Below are 12435 nucleotides of genomic sequence, written 5' to 3' on the forward strand. Positions count from 1 at the left end.
GCCGGAGCGGCGGGCGGCCAGGCTCCGATCTGGCCGGCGGCTCCCCCGGGGAGCCTCGCTGGAGGTCTCGACCTGGGCGGGGCCTCGAAAACGAGGGGGCCGCCAGGTCTGGGCCCATTCAGGATCTGCCCACCGGCGCTCGGTCAGGTCGGGACCCAGTCAGGGTCTGGTCACCCGCGCTCGGCCAGGTCTCGACGTGGACCAAGCTCGGAGCGTGAGCGCTTGTTGTTAGAGTGGACCTGTGCCGGCAGACATCGTTACAGGGCGCGTCGACGCGCTGATCGTCACCGCGCTGCAGGACGAGCTCGAGGCGGTGCTCGCGCTCGGCGAGGGCGGTCGCGACGGCTGGCGGGAGGCGCGGGATCCGGGCGGGTTCCCGTACTTCGTCCGCGACCTCCCGAACGACCGCGGCGAGCCGCTCCGCGTCGCCGCGGCGTGGTCGGGGCGGATGGGCGAGAGCGCGGCGGCGGCGAGGGCGCAGGGGCTCATCGAGGAGCTCGATCCAGGGTGCCTCGCGATGTGCGGCATCTGCGCCGGCAAGCGCGGCGAGGTGTCGCTCGGCGACGTCATCGTCGCCGACCGCGTCTACAGCTACGACGAGGGCAAGCGCGTCGCCCACCCCGGCGGCGAGGGCGCGTTCTTCCACGACATCGAGACGTACAACCTCGAGCGCACGTGGAACATGGATGCAGCGCTCTTCGCGCGCGAGTTCGAGCGGCAGGCGTCGTTCGCGGCCGAGCGCCCGCCGTCGAAGCCCTCGCAGGCGTGGTGGCTCCGGCACGCGCTCTACGAGAGCCAGGTGGAGGGGGGACCGCCGCCCGTCTCGCGGCCGGAGCGCGCAGCGCGGTGCCCGGGCTGGACCGAGCGCATCGGCGAGCTGGAGGCGGCGGGCGTGCTCCGCATCGGCGACAGCGGCCTCGAGCTCACGGAGACGGGCGTGGCGCAGGTCCGCCGGGATCGCCTGCTCCACCCGGACGGCCCACCGCCGGCCCGGCCGCTCCGCGTGCACATCGGCCCGATCGCCACGGGCAAGGCGGTGCAGGAGGACGCGGGGCTGCTCGAGCGGCTGAAGCCGATCGGGCGGAAGGTGCTCGGCGTCGAGATGGAGGCCGCGGCGATCGGCTACGTCGCGGAGCGCCTCGGGAGGCGGTCGATCATCGCGAAGGCCGTCTCGGATCACGCCGACCACGACAAGGACGACAGCTTCCGCGCGTTCGCGTGCCGCGCGTCAGCGGAGTTCCTCGTCGCGTTCTTGAGGCGCTTCCTTGCGCCTGCGCGCGCCGAGCACGCCGGCCGAGGCCCGAGGCTGCGCCCCTTCCCGGCGCGGGTGCGGGGCGGCCACGCGGATCCGCATGGCGACGACATCCTCCTGCCGGGGGAAGGGCGCAGCGACGATTTCCTCTCGCGGGTCGAGCGCGTGTGCAGGCTGCGCGAGCCCGAGGGCGTCAAGATCGAGTGGTTCGACGCGCCCCTCCCCTTCGGCGTCTACCTTCGCGTCTCGGTCAACGAGGGCGGCATCGTCCGGATCGCCCCGCTCGCGGCGCTCGAGAGCGGCATCTCGACCGAGGCGGTCTCCGCGTTCATCGAGAGCATCGACGCCTCGTACCGGCGCGAGGATCCCGGCCTCGTGTCCACGCTGGTCTACGGCGGCGAGCCCGCGCCGGAGGAGCTCGTGCGTTACGCGAGCGCGCGGCGCGTGCGCCTCGTGCGGTTCCTCGAGTACCAGGGGCTCATCGACTTCCGCGGCTACCTGGCGTGGCAGAACGCGAGCCTCGAGCGGGACCCCACGTATCCGCCGGCGCTCTACGTCGACCAGCGCGTCGCGCTCACGACGGGCCAGGAGGAGGTGCTGCACGAGCGCGCGCTCGATGCGCTCGCAGCGCTGCTCGACTCGGAGCACAACCGGTTCGTGCTGGTGCTCGGCGACTTCGGCACGGGCAAGACGTTCCTCCTGCACGAGCTCGCGCGGCGGCTGGGCAAGGCGGGCGGCCCGCTGACGCCGGTGCTCATCGAGATGCGCGCGCTGGAGAAGGCGCGCGACCTGAACGCGCTCATCGCGCAGCACCTCGCGCTCGCGGGGCTCGGCAAGATCGATCTGCCCGCGTTCCGGCACATGCTGGCCGAGGGGCGGATCGCGCTCCTGTTCGACGGCTTCGACGAGCTCGCCTTCCGCGTGACGTACGACCGCGCGGTCGAGCACTTCGACACGCTGATCCAGGCGGCGCAGGGCAAGGCGGCGAAGGTGGTGGTCACGAGCCGGAGCCAGCACTTCATCTCGGAGCAGCAGGTGAGGTCCGCGCTCGCGGAGAAGGCCGCGCTCTTGCCCGGCTACCGGCTCGCGCGGCTCTTGCCGTTCACCGAGGCGCAGATCCGCAGGTTCCTCCTCAACCGGCTCGGCGGCGAGGAGGCGGCCGACGCGCGCATGCGGCTGCTGGCGGACGTGAAGGACCTGCTCGGCCTGTCGGCGAACCCGCGGATGCTGGGGTTCATCGCCGAGATCGAAGAAGCGCAGCTGCGGAAGGCGAAGTCGGGCGACGGGGAGATCACCTCGGCGGGCCTGTACAAGCTGCTGCTGGATCGGTGGCTCGTCTGGGAGTACGAGCGCGCGCACCCGAAGGGCGCGCAGCCGGGGCTGTCGGTGGCGCAGCGGTGGCGGGCGGTGACGGAGCTCGCGACGCGGCTGTGGCAGCGGACGGAGCAGAGCGTGAACGTGCGCGAGCTGCCGGCGGAGCTCATCGCGGCGCTGCAGGCGCTCGGGCGGCACGAGCTCGACCTGGGGGTGACGGCGCACCAGATCGGGTCGGGGACCCTGCTCGTGTGGGACGACCAGGAGAACTTCCGGTTCATCCACCAGTCGGTGCTCGAGTGGCTCGTGGCGCGGGAGGCTGCCGACGAGGTGCAGCGCGCCGGCCAGGCGGCGGCGCTCGATCAGCGCGAGCTGAGCGACCTGATGGCCGATTTCTTCGGGGCGCTCGCGGGCCGGACGGCGGCGGAGGCGTGGGTACGCGCGGCGCTCGGCGGGGCGTGGGGGACGGTGGCGGCGGCGAACGCGCTGCGGATCGACGGGCGGATGGGGCTCGGGGTGAGCGAGCGGATGAACCTCGCGGGGGCGGACCTGCGGGGGCAGGACCTCTCGGGGAAGGATCTCAGCGGGTGCGACTTGCGGGGGGCAGATCTACGGGAAGCCAAGCTCGTAAGGGCGAACCTGAGCGGTGCGCTGATGGCGAAGGCGCTGCTCGACGGCGCGGACCTCACCGGGGCGAACCTCACCGGGGCGGATCTGACGGGGGCGACGGCGATCCGGGGGCGCCTTGTGGGCGCGGATCTGACGGGGGCGACGCTCGCCTCGACAAGGCTGCGCGGGGCGAAGCTCGTGGGGGCGCGGGGGGCGCGGTTCGACGGGTGCGACACGTTCGGCGCGGCGACGCCGGAGGCAGCGAGGTTCGAGCCAGCCTGGGTGCGAGGGAGCCGGTGCAACGCCGTGGCGATCAGCCCCGATGGGACCCTGCTCGCATCGGGTCACTCCCACGGGATCGTGGTGTGGGACATGGCGACCGGGAGCGCGCTGCGCAGGCTGGACGGCCATACCGACCGGGTCACGAGCGTCGCCTTCAGCCCTGACGGGGATACGCTCGCGTCCAGCTCGGCCGACTGCACCGTCCGGCTGTGGGACGTGTCGACTGGCAACGTGCTCTGCGTGCTCATGGGGCACTCTCGACACGTGAACAGCGTGACGTTCAGCCCTGATGGCGAGACGCTGGCTTCCGGCTCTTCTGACCGCACCGTCCGGCTCTGGCAGGTGGCCACCTTCCAGCAGATCGCCGTGCTCCTCGGCCATCTGGATGGAGTGATGGCCGTCAAGTTCAGCCCTGACGGCGAGACGCTGGCCTCCGGAGCCCACGACACCATCATCCGGCTCTGGAAGGTCGCGACGGGCGAGACGCTGCGCATCTTGAGCGGCCACCGGGCTGGCGTGCTCAGCGTCGCGTTCAGCCCCGATGGCGAGATGCTGGCCTCCGGCTCGTTGGACTACGACGTCGGCCTCTGGCGCGTATCGACGGCCGAGGTGCTGCACATGCTGAAGGGCCACGCGCGGTATGTGAGGAGCGTCGCGTTCAGCCCCGACGGCGCGACGCTCGCCTCTGGCTCGGGCGACGGGACCGTGCAGCTGTGGAATCGATCAGGCGTCGCGTACCACGCGCTCGAGGGCCACTTGGGTGGCGTGACGAGCGTCGCGTTCAGCCCTGACGGCGCGACGCTCGCCTCTGGCTCGAAGGACAGCGCGGTGCGGCTGTGGCACGTGTCGACTGGCGGCGCCTTGCGCGTGCTGAAAGGACAGCCGAACGTGTCCATGGCGATGGCATTGAGCAGCGATGGCGCGACGCTCGCGCTCGCCTCCGAGGACTTTGGCGCTCATCTCTGGCGGATGTCGACGTGGACCGCGCTGCCGCCGCTGATGGATAGCGGCATCTCCTCCGCGAAGCTGGCCTTCAGCCCTGACGGCACGACGCTGGCGTTCGCACAGCGCGACCACACGGTCTGGCTCCGGAGACTCGGCGCAGGCCGCACCGCGCGCGTGTTGAGCGGGCATTATTACGACATCACGGATATCGCCTTCCGCCATGACGGTGGCGTGATCGCGTCAGGCTCGCTCGACAGGACAGTGCGACTCTGGAACACCGAGACGGGGGAGCCGCTTCGCGTGCTGGACGGCCACGACGATACAATCAGCAGCGTGGCCTTCAGCCCTGATGGGTCGACGCTGGCCTCAGGATCGGTCGATCGAACCATCCGGCTGTGGAAGGTGGACGGCGAAGGAGCGGCGCGCGTGCTGGAAGGTCATGGCCACATCGTGCGGAGCGTGGCGTTCAGCCCTGATGGATCGACGCTGGCCTCGGCATCGGACGACACGACCGTGCGGCTCTGGCCCCTCGCCGAGGGCGGCGAGCCACGCGTGCTGCGCGGCCACGCCGGCCCGGTGATGGGCCTGGCTTTCGGCCCCGACGGTACCTGGCTCGCATCGGGGTCCGACGACGGCAGCGTTCTCCTCTGGCGCGTGTCCGCCGACGAGATGGCGCGCGTCCTCCAGGGGCACACCGGCGAGATCGTGAACATGGCCTTCATGCCGGACGGCGAGACGCTGCTCTCCAGCTCCACCGACGGCACCGTCCGCTTCTGGGACGTGCAGACCGGCGCTTGCCTCGCCGTGCTCCTCAAGCTCCCCGAGGGCTGGGTCGCCTTCCGCCCCGACGGCCGCTACAAGCTCGGCGGCAACGTCGCGGGCGGCTTCTGGCACGCCGCGAACCTCTGCCGCTTCGAGCCGGGCGAGCTCGACGCCCTGGTGCCCGGCCTGCGCATCCCGGACGACGATCCGCTGCTCCCCGCGTCGCCTGCGCTCCACGCCTCGACGGCCAGGGAGAGCGTCTCGACGACCAACCCAGTCCGCCTCTTCTTCAGCTATTCCCACGAGGACGAGGGGCTCCGCAACGACCTGGAGAAGCACCTCGCCCTCCTCGAGCGCGACGGCCTGGTCCGGGGCTGGCACGACCGCCGTATCGCGGCCGGCGACGACTGGGCAGGCCAGATCGACAGGAACCTCGAAGACGCGGACGTGATCCTGCTCCTCGTCAGCGCCGATTTCCTCGCCTCCGATTACTGCTTTGACAGGGAGATGAAGCGCGCCCTCGAGCGGCACGACGCCGGTCAGGCCCGCGTCATTCCGGTCCTCCTCCGGCAGACCGACTGGCACGGCGCCCCCTTCGCCCGGCTCAAGGCGCTTCCGGCCGATGGCAAGCCGGTCACGTCCTGGCAGAACCAGGACGAAGCCTGGACCGAGGTGGCCAAGGGCATCCGGCGCGCGGTCGAGGCGCTCCGCGCCGTCGCCAGGGCGCGCTGAGGGCTCGGTTGATCTCCTACGTCGTCTCGCCGATCGCCTCGATCACGATCCCGCCGAACCGCGCCTCGTCGGGCTGGCCGCACGGATTGTTGGCCCCGATCTGGACAGGCCTGTAGACGGCGCACGATGGGCTCGACCCGGACGGCGTGGCACGTGCTGCTCGTCGCATTGCTCAACCAACGGGGCTCGCGCCGGTTCGAGGTGCGCAGCGAGGTGCCGCTCTCGAACGAGCCGCTCCGCGCCGATTACCTGTTGCTGCGCCGGAGCGCGGGGCCGAGCGAGCCCGCGGGCACGCTGAAGAAGCTCTGGGACCTCTTGCCCAGGGACACCATCGTCGAGTTCAAGAGCATCGGCCGGCCTTACCGAAGGCGCAACCTCGACCGGCTGTGCAGCTACCTGCACCTGTACTGCGCCGACGAGCCGGAACGGATCGAGCGGCGGAGCGACCTGTGCGGCGTGCTGCTCGTCCCGTCGCGCACCAGGTCGCTCGACGCGGATGTGGCCGAGCTCGGCATGGAATGGGGCGACCTCGGCGGCGGCTACTGGCGGGTCGAGGGCGGGGCGTTCGCGCTGCTCATCGTCGAGATCGACGCAGCGGCGGAGGCAGAGGACGACGATCTGCTACGCTTGTTCGGGCACGGCGAGGCCCGGACCGTGGAGGCCCGAAGATGGCTCTCGCAGCAGCTTGGAGCCGAGGAGATCGCCATGGAAATTCATGAATTGGAGGGCTTCGACGAGGTTGTCCGCAAGCTCCTGGCCACCCTCCCTCCCGAGCGGGTGCTGTCGGCGTACGCCCCGGAGCAGCGCATGGCCGGGCTGCCGCCCGAGCAGCGCATGGCCGGACTGCCGCCCGAGCAGCGCATGGCCGGGCTGCCGCCCGAGCAGCGCATGGCCGGGCTGCCGCCCGAGCAGCGCGTGGCCGGGCTGCCGCCCGAGCAGGTGTTGCTGGCGTTGCCGGACGAAGTGCTCCACGCCCTGTCCGACTCCTACCTCGACACGCTCTCGGCGGAGACGCGCGCCGCCATCCGCGCGCGCATCGGACGGTAAGGCGGCAGCTCGGCTGACCGCGCGCGCAGGCGCACACTGGGAGAGTCTCGGCTCTCGCGCGGTGAGCCCTCGCCGGGCATTCGCTGCGTCCGGGTAGACTCCGGACCGATGCTCCTCCCGCCGAGAACGACAGGCCTCGCCGCGCCCGCTGCGGGGCTGACGGTGCTGCTCGTGGCGATGTTCCCTGCGAACGTGCATGCGGCGCGCGCGGGGCTCACCCTGGGCGGCAGCCCGGTGACGCCGCGCGTGCCGCGGACTGCAGATCGTGTTCATCGCCGCGACGGTCGCCGTGGCGATCGGCGGCCGCCGCGAGGACCGGCGCCGGGAGTCAACGCGGCGCTCCGCTCGACGTCCCGCGCCAACCCTCAGGCTCAGCACGCGATCATGTCCAGACATGCCGGCCCGCCTCGCCGACCAGCCGCACACGCTGCGCGGCGGCCGTCCGCAGTCACGAGGCTCGGATCGAGGGACAGCGCGACACCTGGACGCGCTCGGGCCGGCAGGCCCCGCGCTGGACCCGCGAGAACGGGCACGATAGCCTCGCGTCCGGTTCGCTTTCGCCGGAGCACGCCCGAGGGAGCCTCTCTGGTGATCGAGAGGCATCGGGGAGACGAAGAGACCGATGATCTGCGTCGCGGTGAAGGTGGAGACGGAGTGCGGCACCTGCCGGCTGCCGATGCCGGTGAACACGCTGGCCCGCGAGGTGGGCTGCGCGAGCTGCGGAAGGCCCGCGGCGCTCGCCGATGATCTCTGGAAGGCGCTGCTCCGCCATCCGATCCACGACGGCCCGAAGATGCTGCTGAAGGAGGGGCGGTCCACGTCCGCGGGCAAGCTCTCGGCTGCCTACACGCGGCGCGCGCCCTCCTGCCAGGGCTGCGACAAGGACATTCCCGTCGAGGACATCCGGGAGGTGCGGGAGCAGGCGACGGTCACGTGCGCGCGGTGCGCGAAGCGGACCTGGGTGCGAACGGTCCCCGCAGAGCTCGCCGGAGCGCTCCCGAGCATCACGCACCTGGTCGGCGAAGACCCGGATCCGGCCGCCATGGCGTCGGAAGGTGCGGCCGAGGCGGCGACGTTTCCCTGCCCGCAGTGCGGATCGCCCGTGCCGTTCGATGGCGTGACGCGCGCGTGCGTGTGCAGGTTCTGCAACGCGAGCGTGCACGTGCCGGACGACTTCGTGTTCCGCGGGCGGAGGAAGGTGGCGGCGAGCTGGTTTCTTTGCTTCGATCCGTCGATCACGGACGGCGCCCCTGCCGCGCAGGCCGTCGAGGCGGGGCTGTTCGACTGGGAAGAAGAGCCGCCTCATGCGGCTGTCGATGCCGAGGGGAATCTCTACTGCGCAGCCAAGCAGGGGCGCTGGTTCTCGGGCAAGAACTTCGAGCCGAAGTTCCGGTTCGATCACCTGCTCTGGTCCATCGATCCCTCGTTGCGCGTCCGCTGGATCCAGCGCGGTCGCCCGCAGGCCAAGCGCCTCCTGCTCTCCCCCAAGGGCGCGCTCCTCGTGACAGTCCAGAACAAGTCACCGCAACTCTGGCTGTCCTCCGAGACCGGCACGGCCGAGGATGGGGCACAACGCGCGCCGCAAGGAATCGTCGAGGAGCTTAGCGGCGGTGACGACTTGACCTGTTGCGTCGATGGCTCGCTGCTGATCCTGGAAGGGAATAAGTTGCGGCGGATTGCTTCGAACGGCGTGGAGATACCCGTCTGGCCTCCCAGCGCTTCAGGGGGGCACACGGACGATGGTCTGCGAGGACCGCGTGAGCTTGCCGACCATCCTGTGCAAATGTGCGCCTGGGGGGCGCGCACCCATTGCGGTCCGGACGGGTCGGTCTACTTGATAAGTCGGGATGAGATAGCCCGATTCGATGCCAGCGGACGAAAAATCTACGGCGTGGCGATCTCGTCCGACTCGCCGATGTCAGTATATTGCAACCTAGGTGCTGATGTTCACGGCAATGCCTATCTCCTCCGCCGCGAGCAACTGGTGCGCATCAGCGCGATAGGCGAGCAGAGCATCGTCCTGGAGTCGAAGCGCGACGGGTTGCCCCGAGACAAGATGACCCTTGCCGTATGCCCCGATGGTGCGTTCTGGCTCTTCGGTACGGAGGGGCTCGCATGGAAATTTGATCCGGGGGGCGCGCTGCTCTTCGACAGTCGGAGGGAGCCGAGACCCAAGAAGTCGAGCCGAGAGGATCTCGGTTTCCCGTCCGGTTCAGAAATGATGGCCTCCTTCAAGAAGGCACGCGCTCAGCAGGAGGAGCAGCGGCGGCGGGAGGAGCAGGAGAGGATCAAAGTAGACCGGCGCCAGATGGCCATCTTTCTGCCCTGCATCGCGATCTTGCTCCTGGCCCCATTCGTGCTTGTCGCCTGGCTGATGATTCGCTGAGCGCTAACCGAGGTCGATCCGGCTGCCGTTCACCGTCACCTTCGACGACGAGCACTGGACGCTGTTGTTTCCCTTTGCCAGCCTGGCGACGCCCGCGGTGACGGTGCACTTGGATGCGCCCTTGCGGATCTCGGTCATCCCGCTGGTGACCTCGAGGCCATCGGCGCCGTTGCCTACGGTGACCTTGCTGGCCACTGCTGTCATTCCCCAGTCGCCGCCCTTGACCTCCACGGAGCTTCCACCTCTGACCTCCGCTTTGGCGTTTGCTTTGAGGCTGATGTTGGCGCCCGTCTCGTCCAGATCTGCAGCGGCGCTTATTGTTGTCTTGTCGGTGGACTGGATCGCGATGGCCCCGTTGGACTTGATTTGCGTGTTCTTGGCGCTGACGTCGAGCGAGGAGGACGTTGAGATTTTCATGGGTCCTCGGCTGTGAGTTCGTGAGGGGCCGGTCGATCTGGACACGTAGCTGCCGCGCGAGAGAAGGTCGAGCTTCTGTCCGGCTGTGATGAGCGTTCTGGCGCCCGCTCCGATCGAGACGGTGACCGGCGACTTCAGCATCGCCGCCGTACCCCCGGCGACGATGGCCTGTCCGCCCGAGGACAGGGCGGCGCTCGCGGTGCCGCCGACGAAGGCGTCGGCCATGCCGATCAGCACGGCCGAGTTGACCGCGCCGCCGAGAAAATGGGGGGAGCCGATGCCGGGCACCACGCCCGCGACGCGGGCCACGCCGGCGAAGGAGGTGGCCGCCGCGGCCATGCTCTTCGCCGTGGCCACGCTCGCGGCGTCCGCGGCCTTCCCGGCCCGCTGCGCGCTGTTGTTGATGAGGTCCTGGCGTGCTTTGTAGCCATCGACGAGCCCCTTCGCGCCCTTGCCGAGCTCCGAGGCCACATCGACCCCCGCGGCCCATTGCCGCCGTGTCAGGTCCTCTTCGGCGAGCGTTTTCTTCAGATCCTCGGCCTGCTTCTTCGCCTCGGTGAAGCGCTTGGTCGCCTCGATCGCCTTCGCGTACGCGGGCCGCTCCGTTTCCCATTCCTCCTTCGTCATCGACCTCGGGACGCCGTAACGATCGAACCTCATCGGCGGATCGAGCTCGGGATAGGGATCCTTCTTCTGGGCCGCCGCGAGCGCTCTCTTCATGTGCTCCTCCTCGACGACGGCCGCTTCGTCCGCCTGGGCTTGCTGGTAGGCGTCCCACTTCTTGAAGCCGTCGAGCGCGCCCTTCGCGGCGCTCGCGATCCCGTTGAATATCTTCAATCCTTTTTCGCTGAACAGCCCGCTCGATGCGCCGCTGGCGAACTGGGTGATGCTGGACGAGGCCCAGAGGGACGCCACGTCCGTGAGCGTGGTGCTCACCGAGGTGAGCGTGTTGACGCCGGCGGCGCCGACCGCCGTGAAGGCCTCGGTCGTCGTGAGCGCCGCCCCCGCCTCGGGCGTGTTGGGCGAGCCGAGCTGGAACGTGGCGCCCCCGAACGGCGTCGACAGCTTGATGCGCTCCTCCCCCTCGGTGTCGTCGATGTTGATCTCGTTGCCGCCGCCCGTGCGGATGACGTTCCGCCGCCCGTTCTTCGCCCCGACCGTGCTCGGGGTCTGCGGGTTGGGCACCGCGCCGGTGATGATGGGCCGGTCCGGGTCGCCGTCGATGCAGGTGAGGAGGACCTCGACGCCGCTCCGGAGCGGGAAGTGGAACCCGTACCCCGCGCCCGCATGGGGCTGGGCCATGCGGACCAGCCTGGAGGCCTTGCCGTCCTCGGCGCCGCTCGTGTCGAACTGGAAGCGCACGCGGTAGCGGCCGGCCTCGTCGATCTCGGCGTACTGGCCCTTCTCGGCCGCGTCGATGACCCCCGTGATGGCCCCGTGCACCCTGGGCTTGGGGGTGACGCGCGGCGGGCGGTAGGTCGTGGCGAAGGGGATCGCCCGCAGCTCGTTCGCATAGGCGCGCTCGCCGCCCGTCCCCATGTTCATCGTCGCCTGCTGCAGCCTGTGGCGCACCTCGACGAGCAAGAGCTCGATGTCGCCGCGCGGGTGCCCCTCGAGCGTGACCCGCGCCCCGGCGCCGAGGGCCTGCACGTCGCTCGCCCCCTCGAAGACCTTGCGGCCAGCGCGCAGCTCCTCGGCCCGGATGGCCGCGATGCGCTCGCCCTCGTCGGGCGTCTTGAAGTGCGCCCCGTACTCGACGATGCCGCCGCCGGCCGCGTCGGAGACCGCCGCGGCCGCCATGAGCGGCACGTGCGGCGTGCGGTAGTTGTAGTCCTTGACCACGTAGCGGCCCGGGACCTTGCGCGTCGTGCCCTCGATCCGGTGGACGCCGACGTGCTCGCCCCGGGGATGGAAGTACGCGCGACCGCCGCCGGGGATGGGCGGAAAGCCGCTGTTCGCGTCGGTGAAGACGATGACGTCGCGGTCGTCCCGGTGCTCGAAGAAGAACGAGATGCCGAGGTGCTCGGCCAGGCGCGAGGCGAACTGGAGATCCGTCTCCCTGTACTGCACAACGTACTCGCGGGGCGGATACGACCCGACCAGGCGGAGCTCGAAGTCGTCGCCCTCGCACAGGCCCGCGCGCTCGAGCTTCTTCTTGAGGATCTCCGGGACCGAGAGGTCCATGAAGATCTCCGACGTCTCGGTGAGCGTCATGCGGAAGGCGCGCGGCACGAACGTGAGGGTGTACGCCATGTGCGCCGCCTCGGTGAGGAGCGCGTCGCGCACGACCGCGATCTCGCCGAACAGCCGCCGCTCCTCGCGGTCGCCCCGGAGGAACACCAGGGCGGCGGGCTCCGCGAGCAGCGCCTCCTCGTCGAGCCCCTCCGGGCTCTTGCACGCGATGTGGAGCTGGAACTCGAACAGCTGCGAGATGACCTCGCGCCCGGTGAGCTCGTACAGTTCGACCGCGTCGGCGGAGAAGGCGCCTGACTCCAGGCGAGCAGACAGGATGTCTTTCATGGGCGTCCCTCGGGTGAGAAGACGCCAATATCGCCCGGACGCGCGGCCTGGCGCCAAGGATTTGCGGCGCCGCGGAGGGTCGGCGCCGCGGCCGCACCGCCGCCGGCGCCCTCGATCGCCGGCTCCAGCGGCAGCGCGACGCACGACCCGGCCGCCCGCGTGCTCCAGC

Annotated in this window: 4 protein-coding genes; 3 read left to right on the top strand and 1 reads right to left on the bottom strand. The window is 70.4% G+C overall.

All coding sequences use genetic code 11. The features are described from left to right. Positions 1-241 precede the first annotated feature (241 nt). From WMF27_RS18125 to WMF27_RS18135, 3 genes are all read left to right on the top strand, one after another. A complete protein-coding gene (locus WMF27_RS18125; protein ID WP_437767629.1) occupies positions 242-5896 on the top strand; it encodes a pentapeptide repeat-containing protein in 5655 nt (1884 codons plus the stop codon). A gap of 126 nt (positions 5897-6022) precedes the next feature. Further along, positions 6023-6943: a hypothetical protein gene (locus tag WMF27_RS18130; RefSeq protein WP_437944352.1), complete on the top strand. Its 921-nt coding sequence runs from the start codon at positions 6023-6025 to the stop codon at positions 6941-6943. Positions 6944-7565: 622 nt separating this feature from the next. Further along, positions 7566-9329 carry a hypothetical protein gene (locus WMF27_RS18135; RefSeq protein WP_437767626.1) on the top strand — a complete coding sequence of 588 codons (1764 nt, stop codon included), beginning with the start codon at positions 7566-7568 and terminating at the stop codon, positions 9327-9329. A 3-nt stretch (positions 9330-9332) separates the two neighbouring features. Here the strand turns inward: WMF27_RS18135 and tssI are convergent, their stop codons facing one another. After that, the gene (gene tssI / locus WMF27_RS18140) at positions 9333-12266 is read right to left on the bottom strand and encodes a type VI secretion system tip protein TssI/VgrG (RefSeq protein ID WP_437767625.1); all 2934 of its coding nucleotides are present in this window, start codon (positions 12264-12266) and stop codon (positions 9333-9335) included. Between the last annotated feature and the right edge of the window lie 169 nt (positions 12267-12435).

The organism is Sorangium sp. So ce281 (assembly GCF_051527395.1).
GTDB classification, from domain to species: Bacteria; Myxococcota_A; Polyangia; order Polyangiales; family Polyangiaceae; genus Sorangium; species Sorangium cellulosum_B.

Excerpts from the sequence above, each read along its gene's own strand:
- WMF27_RS18130 (WP_437944352.1), top strand. The coding sequence starts at position 6,023 with ATGGGCTCGACCCGGACGGCGTGGCACGTGCTGCTCGTCGCATTGCTC.
- WMF27_RS18135 (WP_437767626.1), top strand. The coding sequence starts at position 7,566 with ATGATCTGCGTCGCGGTGAAGGTGGAGACGGAGTGCGGCACCTGCCGG.
- tssI (WP_437767625.1), bottom strand. The coding sequence starts at position 12,266 with ATGAAAGACATCCTGTCTGCTCGCCTGGAGTCAGGCGCCTTCTCCGCC.